6 protein-coding genes and 2 rRNA genes are annotated in these 16101 nt (G+C 70.8%); all 8 read left to right on the top strand.

The window, feature by feature from the left end:
* Window positions 1-57 precede the first annotated feature (57 nt).
* Window positions 58-3211, top strand: a 23S ribosomal RNA gene (locus tag PSED_RS24195).
* A 132-nt stretch (window positions 3212-3343) separates the two neighbouring features.
* Window positions 3344-3460: ribosomal RNA gene (rrf, locus tag PSED_RS24190) — 5S ribosomal RNA — on the top strand.
* Between the two features lie 304 nt (window positions 3461-3764).
* Window positions 3765-4322: a single-stranded DNA-binding protein gene (gene ssb / locus PSED_RS24185; protein ID WP_013676866.1), complete on the top strand. Its 558-nt coding sequence runs from the start codon at window positions 3765-3767 to the stop codon at window positions 4320-4322.
* Window positions 4323-4413: 91 nt separating this feature from the next.
* Window positions 4414-6090, top strand: a complete 1677-nt coding sequence (gene ettA, locus PSED_RS24180; RefSeq protein WP_013676865.1) for an energy-dependent translational throttle protein EttA — start codon at window positions 4414-4416, stop codon at window positions 6088-6090.
* An 82-nt stretch (window positions 6091-6172) separates the two neighbouring features.
* Window positions 6173-9910 (top strand): hypothetical protein, encoded by a 3738-nt coding sequence (locus tag PSED_RS24175; RefSeq protein WP_013676864.1) that lies wholly within the window; start codon window positions 6173-6175, stop codon window positions 9908-9910.
* A gap of 72 nt (window positions 9911-9982) precedes the next feature.
* Window positions 9983-14842, top strand: coding sequence for an NAD-glutamate dehydrogenase (locus tag PSED_RS24170; RefSeq protein ID WP_013676863.1), 4860 nt, complete (start codon window positions 9983-9985; stop codon window positions 14840-14842).
* 43 nt (window positions 14843-14885) lie between these two features.
* Entirely contained in the window at window positions 14886-15305 is a 420-nt protein-coding gene (locus tag PSED_RS24165) for an acyl-CoA thioesterase (protein WP_013676862.1), read from the top strand.
* Window positions 15306-15378: 73 nt separating this feature from the next.
* The gene (locus tag PSED_RS24160) at window positions 15379-16044 is read left to right on the top strand and encodes a DUF8185 domain-containing protein (protein ID WP_013676861.1); all 666 of its coding nucleotides are present in this window, start codon (window positions 15379-15381) and stop codon (window positions 16042-16044) included.
* Window positions 16045-16101 lie beyond the last annotated feature (57 nt).

Here is a 16101-nt window from a genome sequence, read left to right as displayed (position 1 = left end):
GTTTCGGGGTGTGGTTGTGTGTTGAGTGTTGCATAGTGGATGCGAGCATCTTGTTGTGGTCAAGTGTGTAAGGGCACACGGTGGATGCCTGGGCATCAGGAGCCGATGAAGGACGTGGGAGGCCGCGATAGTCCTCGGGGAGCTGTCAACCGAGCTGTGATCCGAGGGTGTCCGAATGGGGAAACCCGGCACCCGTCATGGGGTGTCACTTGTATCTGAATTCATAGGGTGCAAGGGGGAACGTGGGGAAGTGAAACATCTCAGTACCCACAGGAAGAGAAAACAATTGTGATTCCGTGAGTAGTGGCGAGCGAAAGCGGATGAGGCTAAACCGTGTTCGTGTGATACCCGGCAGGGGTTGCGGATGCGGTGTTGTGGGATGTGGTCGTCGTGGTTCTGCCGGACTGCGGATCGTGGTGTCTGTGTGTTAGTGGAAGACTTCTGGGAAGGGTCGCCGTAGTGGGTGAGAGCCCCGTACGCGAAAACATGCAGCCTGTGATGGACCGTATTCCCGAGTAGCAGCGAGCTCGTGGAATTTGCTGTGAATCTGGCGGGACCACCCGCTAAGCCTAAATACTCCCTGGTGACCGATAGCGGACTAGTACCGTGAGGGAAAGGTGAAAAGTACCCCGGGAGGGGAGTGAAAGAGTACCTGAAACCGTGTGCCTACAAGCCGTCAGAGCCGTGCTGCGATCTTTGGGTTGTGGTGGTGATGGCGTGCCTTTTGAAGAATGAGCCTGCGAGTTATGCTTCGTGGCGAGGTTAACCCGTGTGGGGTAGCCGTAGCGAAAGCGAGTCTGAATAGGGCGTGTAGTCGCGGGGTGTAGACCCGAAGCGGAGTGATCTACCCATGGCCAGGGTGAAGCTACGGTAAGACGTGGTGGAGGCCCGAACCCACCAGGGTTGAAAACCTGGGGGATGAGCTGTGGGTAGGGGTGAAAGGCCAATCAAACTCCGTGATAGCTGGTTCTCCCCGAAATGCATTTAGGTGCAGCGTCGCGTGGTGGGTACCGGAGGTAGAGCACTGGATGGCCTAGGGGGCCGACAAGCTTACTGAAGTCAACCAAACTCCGAATGCCGGTATTTCTAGCGTGGCAGTGAGACTGCGGGGGATAAGCTTCGTAGTCGAGAGGGAAACAGCCCAGATCACCGGCTAAGGCCCCTAAGCGTGTGCTAAGTGGGAAAGGATGTGGGATCGCCCAGACAACCAGGAGGTTGGCTTAGAAGCAGCCACCCTTGAAAGAGTGCGTAATAGCTCACTGGTCAAGTGGTCCTGCGCCGACAATGTAGCGGGGCTCAAGCGCACCGCCGAAGCCGTGGCATTCCAGCTTTGATCCGCCGGCCTGTCGGGGTTTGTCCCTGGTGGGTGGTGTAGTCGTTGGGATGGGTAGGGGAGCGTCGTGCATCCGGTGAAGCCTCCGAGTGATCGAGGGGTGGAGGGTGTGCGAGTGAGAATGCAGGCATGAGTAGCGAATGCAGAGTGAGAACCTCTGCCGCCGAATGACCAAGGGTTCCTGGGCCAGGTTAATCCGCCCAGGGTGAGCCGGGACCTAAGGCGAGGCCGTCAGGCGTAGTCGATGGACAACGGGTTGATATTCCCGTGCCCGTGATGGTGCGTCCGTGTCGAGGCCGGTGATGCTGACCATCCGAACCTCTTTCTGTCCCTTCGGGGATGGTTGTGGGGGGAGCGTGGGACCCGATCCGGTAGTAGGCAAGCGATGGGGTGACGCAGGAGGGTAGTCCCGCCAGGCGTTGGTTGTCCTGGTGCAAGCCTGTAGCCCGACATCCAGGTAAATCCGGGTGTCTGACTTTGATGTCGTGGGTGAGAGGTGATGCGTAGCCGATTGAGGCGAAGTAGGGTGATCCCATGCTGCCGAGAAAAGCCTCTAGCGAGTGCTGTTGCGGCCCGTACCCTAAACCGACACAGGTGGTCAGGTAGAGAATACCGAGGCGATCGAGTGAACTCTGGTTAAGGAACTCGGCAAAATACCCCCGTAACTTCGGGAGAAGGGGGGCCGGAGGCTCTGAAGCTCCTTGCGGGCTAGGGGCAGCCGGTCGCAGAGACCAGGCCCAAGCGACTGTTTACTAAAAACACAGGTCCGTGCGAAGTCGCAAGACGATGTATACGGACTGACGCCTGCCCGGTGCTGGAACGTTAAGAGGACCTGTTAGTCCCTTCGGGGGCGAAGCGGAGAATTTAAGCGCCAGTAAACGGCGGTGGTAACTATAACCATCCTAAGGTAGCGAAATTCCTTGTCGGGTAAGTTCCGACCTGCACGAATGGCGTAACGACTTGGGCGCTGTCTCGACCAGAGACTCGGCGAAATTGCACTACGAGTAAAGATGCTCGTTACGCGCGGCAGGACGGAAAGACCCCGGGACCTTTACTACAGCTTGGTATTGGTGCTCGGTTCGGCTTGTGTAGGATAGGTGGGAGACTGTGAAGTGGCCACGCCAGTGGTTGTGGAGTCGTTGTTGAAATACCACTCTGGTCGAATTGGGTGTCTTAACCTCGGGCCATGATCTGGTTCAGGGACAGTGCCTGGTGGGTAGTTTAACTGGGGCGGTTGCCTCCTAAAGGGTAACGGAGGCGCCCAAAGGTTCCCTCAGCCTGGTTGGCAATCAGGTGTTGAGTGTAAGTGCACAAGGGAGCTTGACTGTGAGACCGACGGGTCGAGCAGGGACGAAAGTCGGGACTAGTGATCCGGCACCTCCTGGTGGAAGGGGTGTCGCTCAACGGATAAAAGGTACCCCGGGGATAACAGGCTGATCTTGCCCAAGAGTCCATATCGACGGCATGGTTTGGCACCTCGATGTCGGCTCGTCGCATCCTGGGGCTGGAGTAGGTCCCAAGGGTTGGGCTGTTCGCCCATTAAAGCGGTACGCGAGCTGGGTTTAGAACGTCGTGAGACAGTTCGGTCCCTATCCGCCGCGCGCGTAGGAGACTTGAGGAAGGCTGTCCCTAGTACGAGAGGACCGGGACGGACGAACCTCTGGTGTGCCAGTTGTCCCGCCAGGGGCATGGCTGGTTGGCTATGTTCGGAAGGGATAACCGCTGAAGGCATCTAAGCGGGAAGCTCGTTCCAAGATGAGGTCTCCCACCACCTTGCGTGGTTAAGGCCCCCAGCAGACTACTGGGTTGATAGGCCAGAGATGGAAGCCCTGTGAGGGGTGGAGTTGACTGGTACTAATAGGCCGAGGGCTTGCCACAACGTGTTGTTCGCATCCACTGTGTGACCCTGAGCACACAACTCCCCTGATTGTGGGGTGGGTTGGTGTTCTGTCTCGGGTCTCTGCCCTGTTGTTTGGGGGTGGGGGGTCGGGTTTTTGTTTGGATAGTGTTGTCGGTGGTCATGGCGGAGGGGAAACGCCCGGTCCCATCCCGAACCCGGAAGCTAAGCCCTCCAGCGCCGATGGTACTGCACTCGCCAGGGTGTGGGAGAGTAGGTCACTGCCGGCATCAAATGTGGAATAGGCCCCAGCCTTGATGGTTGGGGCCTATTTCTATTTCTGCACACGGTCGCTTCCGGTGTATTCGTCATCGATCCGGACCGCTCGCGGTCGCGGGCTCGACCCGTGTCCGCATTCGATCGCCTCGCCTATACCGCGGACCCCCGACAGGACCGCTGCCGGCCGGGCCGCGCGACCGGGTGTTGTCCACAGCCCGCCCGGCTGTCCCCAGGTGCAGTGTGAGCAGCCCGAACGGTCGCTGCGGCACACGATGATCGACCTCGTCAACGAGACGGACGACGAGGGAGAGCACCATGAACGAGATTCTCACGACGATCGTGGGCAACGTGGCGTCGGCACCGATGCGCCGGCGCACCGCGGACGGGACGGAGTTGGCCAGCTTCCGCCTCGCCAGCAACGTCCGCCGCTTCGATCGCGACGCCGGTGAATGGGTCACGATCACGACCTCGTACGTGACCGTCACCGCGTGGCGCAAGCTCGGGTTGAACGTCGCGGCCTCGTTCGTCAAGGGCGACCCGGTCGTCGTGTACGGGCGGCTGTCGACCCGCGAGTACGTCGCGAAGGACGGTGGTACCCGCGTCGACGTCGAGATCGACGCCAATGCGATCGGCCCCGATCTCTCCCGCTGCACCGTTGCGGTGGCACGGACGCGCCCGGCGCAGGGCGAGGGGCTCGGGGAGACCGCTGGGGCGCCGGACGAGGCTGCGGACGGGGCGTACACCGGCGAGGACGGCGTGGCGGTCCGTGCCGAGCCGGGCCGCGACGACCTCGACAGCAGCACCGGAGAGGGCGAGGCGGCGTCGGACGACCCGTGGGGCACACCCGCCGTCGAGCCCGCGCTGGCGGGCTGACGTCGGTCGTCGGTGGTGGCCCCGGCGGTTCTGCGGGCCGCCGGGTGCACCGGACAACGGGACGGAGACGGCCGTTACTACCATCGGGACTGTGCCGGAGTTCATCTACACCATGAAGAACGTGCGCAAGGCGCACGGCGACAAGGTCATCCTCGACAACGCCTCGATCAGTTTCTACCCGGGGGCGAAGATCGGTGTGGTGGGCCCCAACGGCGCGGGTAAGTCCAGCGTGCTGCGGATCATGGCGGGCCTGGACCAGCCGAACAACGGTGACGCCTTCCTCGCGCCCGGGGCGACCGTCGGCATCCTGCAGCAGGAGCCGCCGCTCAACGAGGAGAAGACCGTCCTCGGCAACGTCGAGGAGGGTGTCGGCGAGACCAAGGTCAAGCTCGACCGCTACAACGCGATCGCCGAGCAGATGGCCACCGACTACTCCGACGAGCTCATGGAGGAGATGGGCAAGCTCCAGGAGGAGCTCGACCACGCCGACGCCTGGGACCTCGAGTCCCAGCTCGAGCAGGCGATGGACGCGCTGCGCTGCCCGCCCGGTGACCTCCCCGTCACCAACCTGTCCGGTGGCGAGCGCCGCCGTGTGGCGCTGTGCAAGCTCCTGCTGTCCAAGCCCGACCTGCTGCTGCTCGACGAGCCCACCAACCACCTCGACGCCGAGAGCGTGCTGTGGCTGGAGCAGTTCCTCAGCTCCTACCCGGGTGCCGTCCTCGCCGTCACCCACGACCGCTACTTCCTCGACAACGTCGCGCAGTGGATCCTCGAGCTCGACCGCGGACGGACCTTCCCCTACGAGGGCAACTACTCGACCTACCTGGAGAAGAAGGCCGAGCGCCTCGCCGTCCAGGGCAAGAAGGACCAGAAGCTGCAGAAGCGGCTCAAGGACGAGCTCGCCTGGGTCCGGTCCAACCCGAAGGCGCGCCAGGCCAAGAGCCGCTCGCGGCTCGAGCGCTACGAGGAGATGGCGGCCGAGGCCGATCGGCACCGCAAGCTCGACTTCGAGGAGATCCAGATCCCGCCGGGTCCGCGGCTCGGCAACACCGTCGTCGAGGTCTCGCACCTCGACAAGGGCTTCGACGGTCGCCAGCTGATCAAGGACCTGTCGTTCACGCTCCCGCGCAACGGCATCGTCGGCGTGATCGGCCCGAACGGCGTGGGCAAGACGACGCTGTTCAAGACGATCGTCGGGCTGGAGCAGCCGGACTCGGGCGAGGTCAAGGTGGGGGAGACGGTCAAGCTCTCCTACGTCGACCAGAACCGGGCGGGGATCGACCCGAAGAAGAACGTGTGGGAGGTCGTGTCCGACGGGCTCGACCACATCCAGGTCGGGCAGACCGAGATGCCCTCCCGCGCCTACGTGGCTGCGTTCGGCTTCAAGGGGCCGGACCAGCAGAAGCCGGCGGGTGTGCTGTCCGGTGGTGAGCGCAACCGCCTCAACCTGGCGCTCACGCTCAAGCTGGGCGGCAACCTGATCCTGCTCGACGAGCCCACGAACGACCTCGACGTCGAGACCCTCGGTTCGCTGGAGAACGCCCTCGAGCAGTTCCCCGGCTGTGCCGTGGTCATCTCGCACGACCGCTGGTTCCTCGACCGCGTCGTCACCCACATCCTCGCGTGGGAGGGGACCGACGAGAACCCGGCCTCGTGGTTCTGGTTCGAGGGCAACTTCGAGGCCTACGAGAAGAACAAGGTCGAGCGGATGGGGGCGGAGGCGGCGCGTCCGCACCGTGTGACGCACCGTAAGCTCACTCGTGACTGAGAGCGATCCCCGCGTTATGCGGTGATCTTGATGAGGCGAACCGGCGGGTCCCGGGGGCCTGGGTTCCTCGGGAGGCTGCTGCGTGTCGATGGTGAGGTCCGGCCCCTCGGATCAGGGCGCCGGAGCGGACCAGGCGCTGCTCGGTGCGGCGGCCGGTTCACGCTGGTCTCGGCCGGATCTCACTGCGGCCCTCGGTCGCCTCGCTGCTGAGCAGGCAGGCGACGACCGGACGTGGGCCGTCGCCGCCGGCTGGGTACTGCACGGCTGCGCCGCGATCGGCGATCCCCGCGACGAGGCCGCGGCCGTGCTCGACGCGATCGGGCCTGCGTCCGGAGCGCGCTGCGCGGTCGTCCGCGGGCCTGCCGGGGCGCGGCTGCGGGGGGAGCTCGCGGGCGTCGCGCGCGACCACGGCGCGCCCGACGTCGCCCGTCGGCTGCTCGACGAGCTCCTCGCCGACCCTGCGACGCCCACGGACGTCAGGTTCGACGCACTCGTCGCGCGGGCCCGGGCGTCACTCGCCGACGGGCCGGACCGGCTCGAGGAGCTCCTCGCCCCGATCGACGTCGCGGCGCGTGCGGTCCCGGGGCACGCGGCCGAGGCCACGGCAGCCTTGCTGCGCGCCGCCGCCGAGCGCGCCCAGGGTCGTCACCACACCGCGGCCGACCGGGCGCGGGCGGCGATGGCGTTGCTGGGCTGGCGGCCCGAGCTGGCGACCACGCCGACCGAGTCCGACCACCTCACGGCTGCCCTCGCGACGCAGTGGATCGGCGCGCTGCTCGACGCGGGCGCGACGGCCGAGGCGCGGCATGCCGCCGACGAGATCGCGCCCAGGCTCGACGCCGACGCCGTGCCCAGCCGTCAGCTCGCCCAGCTCAGGCTGACGTGGGCGCGGGCGGCGTCGAACTCGGCGGGCACGGTCTCCGCGCTCGGCCGGGCGGCGACCGATGCCGCCGCCTCGGGCGCGCCCGATCTGGAGAGCGCATGCCGGGCGGCGTTGGCCGAGCTGCACGAGGCGTCGGGACGGTTCGCGTCGGCACTGGAGGAGACGCGACTGCGGATGAGCGCCGATGCCGAGGACCGCGCCCGTCGTCGGCGGTTCGCATCGGCGTCCGCGCGGCTCACCGACCTCGTCGGCACGGCGCAGGACGTCCCACAGCCGGAGACGCCGGCGCCGGGTCCCCGGACGTCCCTGCCCCCGACGACGCTGCCCGGGACGACCGATCCCGCGGGGCCCAGGACGCCGCCGCGGGGCACGACATTCGCCTCCCTCTACGACGCCGTACTCGCGGAGACGCGGTTGGCGTCGACGTCCGCGCCGACGCCGCCCGGGACGGCCTACCCGGTGCTCGCCGGCACAGTGCTCGACGCGGCGACCCCGATGCGGTACGACCCGTCGATCGGCACCCCGCTGGCGCCGCGTCACCGTCCCGCTCCCGAGGCGACACCCACGGCACGTCCTGCCGCGGCCGAGCACGGATCCGGCAGCGCCACCGCGCCGTCGTCGGGACGGCGCAGGCGCGCCGAGGAGCCGTCCGCCCCGCAGGCGCGGTTCACGACGTCGCCGATGGGCGACGCGTTGCTCGACGAGCTGCGCCGCAACGGAACCCTGTCCGACCCTGACTGGGGACAGGCCGACGATGTCTCCCGGTTCCGCGCCCGCAACGGGCAGTGGGTCGGCTCCGCGCCGTCCGCGGCGGAGCCCGGCCCGGAACCACCCCGGGAGGGTCCTGCGCCGGAGTCCGGAAGCGACCGCTACGCGGCCGCGGCCGACTGGCTCGCGTCCGCGATCGCGGACATCGACCGTGTCTGGGGAAAGCCGGACGCGCCGGCAGCGGTGACAGCCGACCACGGCGGTCGTGTGCCGGAGTCGGGGGAGCGGCCCGGCGGCCGACGCCGACGCGCCGTCGAGCCGGAGCCCGCCTCTCCGGCCGGTCCCGACCCGGCGACCGGGCGCGCCGCGGGGACGACGAACGGCCACCGGCACTCACGTCCCGCATCGAGCGACGGCCCGGCCACCGGGGGGCGTCGACGGGCGGCCGCCGCGGAGCCGGGTTCCGCAATCGCCGGGTTTCCCCGCGCCGTCGACGAGGTGCCGGGCGGTGGCCGCACGGTCACGAACGACGCGTCCGGCGGACGACGCCGCAGGCTCGGCGCCCCCGCCGCCGACGCGGGCGGCCACGGCACGACGACCGGCTCCGCCGACCGTGCGGCCTCCCGCGCCCCCTGGGAGGACGGCACGCCCTCGCAGCCCGGCCGAGGCCGGCGCGGGGTGCGGGTCGTCGTCGATCTGGCCTCGGGCGACCAGCGCGTGCAGGGAACGGCCGCGGCGGTCGCGCTCCGGCGGGTCGCGCGGCGGGTCGGAGCGGTGCTGCCCGCGGGTGCCACCTCGCGGACGGGCGACGACGCCGTCGTCGTCGAGCTTCCGGACGCCGACCGGGCGGCAGCCGCCGCGTGGGTCCACTCGGTGCTCGACGACCTCGCGGCGGGTCTCCCACGCTCCGACGACCTCGACGGGGCGCTCCTGCGTGCGAGCGTCGTCGGTGCCGACGGGGTCCGCGGTGCCCAGATCCTGCAGGACCTCGTCCCGCGCCGCGGCGACCCGACGAGCCAGGCGGACCCCTCGGTGGAGCGGATCACCGCGGCGCGGGCCGTCCGCCGGGCGGCACAGGGCCGTCGCGACGACGGACCGGTTGCAGATGCCCGGACCCGCAACGGTGTCGTCGGCGACCGGGCGATCCACGCCGCGGGCGCGGCCGCGCCGGGGCCGGTCGTCGAAGGCCGCGCCCCCCGGTCGGCCGCCGGATCGACGGGGGGCCGCGGCGCCCGTCCGCCGGCCGACGGACCGGTCCCGGGCCGAGTTCCGGAGACGCCGTCGCCGGAGACCCGCGGCCGTCGACGACGGGCCGAGACGGACGCGGTGCCGCCCTGGATTCCGGGTGCGCCCCCGCGGCGCGACGAGAGTCGCCACCAGCAACCCGTCGACGGATCGGGTCGGCACCGCGGCGCGCGGGTCGCTGCGGGCTCCGCCCCCGCGGCCGACGTGGGGAGCGGGCGACATCGCGAACGGGAACGGATCGACGAGCGAGCGCCCCTGACGGGTGCACGGTCCACGTCGGCGCCGCACCGGACTGCCGGGGACCGCCCCGCGCAGCCGGTGCCGGGCGCGGTGCAGGACGGTCGCCGCGCGCGAGCCGATGCCCCGGACGACGCGTCGACCGCCACCGACGCTCGGACGGGGACCGGTGCTGCCGGTCGCAACGGGCACCGGTATGCCGATGAGTGGCCCGGTTCGCAGGCCGCTCCCGCCGCGCTGGTGACCGACGACGCGGGTTCGCACCCCGCGCTCGGGAGCGATGTTCGCCGGCTGCCGCGCTCGGCCTTCGACGCGCTCGATGAGGGTCCTCCCGACGACGCCGGTCCTCCTTCGGGCACCGCCGGTACGGACGACGCGGGCGGTCGGTCGGGCGCTGCGCGTGTGGACGCCGGACTTCCGTCGGGTGCCGCCTGCGTGCCCGACGCCGGGCCCGCGGCCGGAGCGGACGACGCGGATCTGCCGGCCGCGGCCGGTGTGGAGGCTGCCGGTCCTCCTGCAGTTGCCGCCGGGGCGGACGACCCGTTGCGGCCGAGCGGGCACGCGCAGCGCGACCCGGGGGGCCACGACGTCGCGACCGACGATGCCGCGTCCGAGGCCGATCCGTCCGGCGCCGCGGACCGACCGCAGGCCGAGACGGCGCCTCCGGCGGAGGAGGAGCCCGACATCGAGTCGTTGGGGCTCGCGGAGCTCCTCGCCGGGGCGATGGCCGCGTATCGGGGTATGTGACGGCGACGGGTCGGTCGCCCGTCCGGAGCTAGGGTGGGAAGTACCCTCCGACTCGACGGGAGCGTTGCCCTGATGAGCACGACCGGACCCGACACCGGGACCGTCGACCGGACCCCTGCGCTGCGTACCCCGGAGGGCGCCGACGACCTCGGCCGCTTCTACGAGCGCCACGCGACGCTCGAGAGCGACCGCGTCGAGGCGGCCGACCGACCCGGCCTCGCGCGGCTGGCGGTGCTGCACCGGGACCTGGCGTCGCGGCGGGTGACGGGCGAGCCGATCGTCAGGGTCTCCACGGGCGGCCAGCCCGTCGTCGACATCGTCACCGACGACATGCCCTACCTCGTCGAGTCGGTCATGGGTGCGGTCCGGCGCGCCGGCGGGGAGGTGGCGCGGCTGGTGCACCCCATCATCGTCGTGCGCCGCGGGATCACCGGCGAGCTGCGCGAGGTGCTCGCCGACGCCGATCCCGACGCGCCACCTGCCGACGCGCAGCTCGAGTCGTGGATGCACGTCGATCTCGCCGGTCCGGTCCGGGACCCGATCGCGCTGCGCGACGAGGTCCTGACCGCGCTGCACGACGTGCGGGGCGTCGTCGAGGACGGCGAGCGGATGACGCGGACGGCTCGCCGGGTCGCGGACTCCCTCACCGCGTCGCCCGCGCCCGCGCCGACTCCCGCCGGTTCGGCTGCCGTCGGGTCGGTTCCCGCCGGCTCGGCTCCCGCCCCTTTGGTTCTCGACGGGTCGGCCCCCAACGGGTCGGCCGAGTCGGTTCCCGCCGGTTCGGCGCCCCGGACGGAGGACGGCGCGGCCGGCACGCTCGACGGGGCCCCCACCCGGACCGAGGACATCGCCGACCTGCTGCGGTGGCTCGCCGACGGTCACTTCACCTTCCTCGGCTACCGCCACCACGTCGCCGACGCGAACGGCGTCCTGCGGCCGGAGCTGGGGTCGGGCCTGGGCGTCCTGCGTGGTGACGGCGTCGGGGCGGACGCGTTCGCCGGCCGCGGTCACGACCCGCTCGTCTTCACGCGGGCACAGATTCCGAGCCGGGTGCTGCGCCCGGTGCACCCGTGCTTCGTCGGCATCCGGACGTTCGACGCGGACGGCCGCCTCACCGGCGAGCACCGGTTCCTCGGGATGCTCACGGTCTCGGCGGTGCACGAGGACGTACTCGACATCCCGCTGGTGGAGCGGCGGGTCCGGGAGGCGATCCACACCGCAGGCTTCCCGCTGAACTCGTACTCGGGCCAGCGGATGCTCGAGGTGATCTCGGGACTGCCGCGAGAGGAGCTCTTCGGCACCGGCGCGCAGGTGCTGCGCGAGATGGCGGTCGAGGTGCTGGGCGCGGGCGGCCGTCGCGGGGTGCGGGCCTTCCTGCGCCCGGACCCGTACGGGCGCTTCGTGTCCTGCCTGATCTGGGTCCCGCGCGATCGCTACACCACGGCGTCGCGGCTGGCGATGGCAGCGGTGCTGCGCGAACGTCTCGGCGGCGTCGACGTCGACTACACGGCGCGCGTCAGCGAGGCGAGCCTCGCGCTGGTGCAGTTCACCGTGCACCTGGACCCGGAGCTGCCGGCGCCGGAGCTGCCCGACGTCGCGACACTCACCGACGAGCTCGCCGAGGCCGTGCGCACCTGGGACGACCGGCTCGTCGACGCGCTGGGGCCCGTCGCCGTGCCGGAGCTGCTCGCGGGGATCCCGGAGTCGTACAAGGCCGGGGTCGACCCGGAGCACGCCGTCGAGGACCTGCGCCGGCTGCTCGCGCTGGAACCCGGCGGGTTCGCGGTGCGGCTCTACCGCGTGGGCCAGGACCACCGCTTCACCCTCTACCTGGCCGACGCGCCCGTCACGCTGACCGCGGTGCTGCCGGTGCTGCAGCAGCTCGGCGTCGAGGTCCTCGACGAGCGTCCGGCGGAGTTCGTCCGCCCCGACGGGCACCGGTGCTGGGTCTACGACTTCGGGCTCTCGACCGCAGGCACCCCCTGGCCCGACAGCAGCGACTCGGGCCGCTTCTGCGCGGCCTTCGACGCGGCGTGGCGGAGCGAGGCCGAGACCGACCGCTTCAGCGCGCTGGTCCTGCGTGCGGGGCTGCACTGGCGCGAGGTCGCCCTGCTGCGGGCCTACGGCCGCTACCTGCGTCAGGTCGGCAGCCTCTTCGGACAGAACTACCTGGCCGACGTCCTGCTCGCGCACGCGGACGTCGCGCGCGGGCTGGTCGCGCTGTTCCGCGCCCGGTTCGACCCGCGGCCCGACGCCGACGCCCGCGCCGCCGCGACCGACGATGCACTGCGGCACGTCACATCCCTCATCGACGACGTCTCCGGCCTGGACGCCGACCGCATCCTGCGCGGCTACCTCGGCCTGATCACGGCGACGCTGCGCACCAACTGGTTCCGCGACCGCCCCTACTTCTCGTTCAAGATCGACCCGACCGCGGTGCCGGACATGCCCAGCCCGCGGCCCCGGTTCGAGATCTTCGTGTACTCGCCGCGGGTCGAGGGCGTGCACCTGCGGTTCGGGCCCGTCGCACGCGGCGGGCTGCGCTGGTCGGACCGCCCCCAGGACTACCGCACCGAGATCCTGGGCCTGGTCAAGGCACAGGCGGTGAAGAACGCCGTCATCGTGCCGGTGGGGGCGAAGGGCGGGTTCGTCGTCAAGGCGGCCCAGCCCGGCCCGGACGAGGTCGAGGTCTGCTACCGGACGTTCATCTCGGGGCTGCTCGACGTGACCGACAACCTCGTCGACGGTGCCACGGTCCCGCCGCCGGACGTGGTGCGCCACGACGGCGACGACTCCTACCTGGTCGTCGCGGCGGACAAGGGGACGGCCCGGTTCTCCGACGTCGCCAACGAGGTCGCGGCGAGCTACGGCTTCTGGCTGGGCGACGCGTTCGCCTCGGGCGGGTCCGTCGGCTACGACCACAAGGCCATGGGCATCACCGCCCGCGGGGCGTGGGAGTCGGTCAAGCGGCATTTCGCCGAGCTCGGCGTCGACACCCAGCGCCAGGACTTCACCGTCGTCGGCATCGGGGACATGTCCGGCGACGTGTTCGGCAACGGGATGCTGCTGTCCGAGCACATCCGGCTGGTCGCGGCGTTCGACCACCGGCACGTGTTCGTCGACCCCGATCCCGACCCGGCGCGGGGTATCGCCGAGCGTCGGCGGCTGTTCGCCCTGCCCCGGTCGTCCTGGGACGACTACGACCGGTCCGCGATCAGCGCCGGCGGCGGGGTGTGGCCGCGCACGGCGAAGGCGGTGCCGGTCGGACCGGAGATGCGGGCGGCGCTGGGGCTGCCGGCCGAGGTCCACACGCTCAGCCCCCCGGAGCTCATCCGCGCGATCCTGCTCGCGCCGGTCGACCTGCTGTGGAACGGCGGCATCGGCACCTACGTGAAGGCCTCGACCGAGTCGCACGCCGACGCCGGCGACAAGGCCAACGACGCCATCCGGGTCGACGGTCGCATGCTGCGGGTGAAGGTCGTCGGCGAGGGCGGCAACCTCGGGCTCACCCAGCGTGGGCGGATCGAGTTCGCGCGCGCGGGCGGGAAGGTCAACACCGACGCCATCGACAACTCGGCGGGCGTCGACTGCTCCGACCACGAGGTCAACATCAAGATCCTGCTCGACCGGCTGGTCACCGCGGGCGAGCTCGACCGGCCGGCACGCGACGCGCTGCTCGCCGAGATGACCGACGAGGTCGCCGAGCTGGTCCTCGACGACAACCGGGCGCAGAACGCGGTGCTCGGTGTCGGCCGTTCGCACGCCGCCGAGATGGCCAACGTGCACCGGCGGATGGTCGCGGACCTGGCCGAGCGGACCGGGCTCGACCGCGACCTGGAGGTCCTGCCCGCCGACGACGAGTTCGCCGCCCTGGAGGACGCCGGGCGGGGGCTGACCGGTCCCGAGCTGTCGACGCTGCTCGCCCACGCCAAGCTCGACCTGACCCATCGGCTGCTGGGCACCGAGCTTCCCGACGTGCCCGCCTTCGCCGGCCGGCTGCCGGAGTACTTCCCGACGCCGCTGCGGCTGCGCTATCCGCGACCGATCGCCGGGCATCCGCTGCGCCGGGAGATCGTCGCGACGATGCTGGTCAACGAGATGGTCGACGGCGGCGGCACCTCGTACGCGTTCCGGCTGGCCGAGGAGCTCTCGGCCGGCGTCGACGACGCGGTGCGCGCCTACGCCGTCAGCAACGCGGTGTTCGACCTGCCGGGTCTGTGGGCCGCGGCCCGCGGGGCCGACATCCCCGTCGCGCTGGCCGACCACGTCGTGCTGGAGTCGCGCCGGCTGCTCGACAGGGCATCGCGCTGGTTCCTGACCAACCGGCCGCAGCCGCTCGCCGTCGGCGCGGAGACCGCGCGGTTCGCGGCCACGGTGCAGGCCCTGTCGCGCCGGGTCGGGGACATGCTGCAGGGTCCGGAGGCCGAGGCGGTCGCGGCCCGGGCGGGGTCGTTGCGCGACGAGGGCGTGCCGCCGGAGCTCGCGCGCCGTTCCGCGGAGCTGATGCACACCTTCGGGCTGCTCGACGTCGTCGAGCTCACCGAGCTGTCCGAGCGCGACCGCGAGCCGCGCGAGCCCGACGAGGTCGCGGCGCTCTACTACGCGATGTCCGCGCACCTGGGCGTCGACCTGGCGTTGACGTCGGTCTCGGCACTCGAACGCGGCGACCGCTGGCACGGTCTGGCGCGGCTCGCGCTGCGGGACGACCTGTACGCCTCGCTGCGGGCCGTCACGCTCGACCTGCTGCGCGAGGCCGCACCCGGTACCCCGGCCGACGAGGCGATCGCCCTGTGGGAGCAGGCCAACGCGTCGCGGCTGGTCCGGGCGCGCGCGGCGCTGCACGAGATCGGCGGCAAGAAGAGCAGTGGCGCGCCGTTGGACCTGGCGACGCTGTCGGTCGTGGTCCGGCAGCTGCGCGGGCTCGCGCGCTGAGCCCTGCGACGGTCGGCGCGCGACCACCTGAGAGGGTGGACGCGTGGCTCGTTTCGTCGCGCACGTCCCGCTGCGCTGGACCGATCAGGACTCCTACCGGCACGTCAACCACGCGCGCACGGTGACGTTGCTGGAGGAGGCCCGCATCGCGCTCGTCTTCGACCGGGCCCGCGCCGCGGGCGCCACGTTCTCCGACGGGCTCCTGGTCGCGGGCCTCGAGGTGGAGTACAAGCGGCAGATCCCGTACCGGGCGAAGCCGTTGCGCGTCGTGATGTGGGTACGCGACGTGCGGGCGGCGTCGTTCACGCTCGTGTACGAGATGCACGACGGGCCCGAGGAGACCGATCCCGTCGCGGCCACCGCCCGCACGCACATGGCGCTGTTCGACCTGGACGCCAACCGGCCGCGACGGCTCACGGCCGAGGAGCGGACGTTCCTCGGGGAATGGGGTGACGACGCGTGAGGCAGCAGCAGGCGGCGCTCCGTCGGCACGACGCCCGCCCGCGGCGCCGGGCGGGCAGCGGCGGGGCAGCGCGATGAGCGCGCTCCGGTTGGCCGACAAGACCGAGCGCGACGATCTGGGCGCCTTCACCGCGCGGGTGGTGCGGCTGGACCAGTCGGCACTCGTGCGGCTGCAGTCCCGCGGGGACAAGGTCACCGCGTGGGCGGCGACGCCGTTCGACGTGCTCGCGACCCGCTCGGTGTACGGCACGTGCGAGCCCGCCGAACTGACGGTCCCGGCGCAGGCGCTGCTGACGTCGCTGGCCGTCGAGCGCGGGGAGACCGTCGATCCTGGGCCCGCCGCGGGTCTGTGGGGCGCGGAGCTCCCGCCCGACGACGGCTGGGCCCTCGTCGACCACGTGCCCGCCGCCGAGCTGGAGCGGCTCACCGAGCGCGGGCTGGCGCTGGCGCGCGAGCACGCCGGGCCGCTCGGCCCGCCCGCGTCGCTGCTCGACCAGACCGTGCTGACCGTGCAGGACGGCGCCGGGCCGCCCGTGCGCATCCCCATGCGGTGCCTGTTCGCGTTGTCGGGCATGGGGTTCCTGGGTGGTGCCGACACCGGGGCCGGCCCCGGGGCCGGTCCGGCGGGGGAGCAGCCGGTCGTGCGGGTGTCGGCGACGGGCTCCTGGCTGCGGATCGACGCCAGGTTCGGTGCCGTCGTCCGCCGCCGCGTGACGTCGCTGCCGCTGTTCACGAGCTGACCCGCGGTCGCGCCCTGTTGCAGGAACGGCACTTTCCTGCAACTGGGCTGCGGGAAA

Origin of the sequence: Pseudonocardia benzenivorans CB1190, assembly GCF_000196675.2 — a bacterium.
Lineage (GTDB): Bacteria > Actinomycetota > Actinomycetes > Mycobacteriales > Pseudonocardiaceae > Pseudonocardia > Pseudonocardia benzenivorans.
The sequence above is the reverse complement of the archived record's forward strand: the minus strand, read 5'-3'. Positions and strand labels throughout refer to the sequence as shown.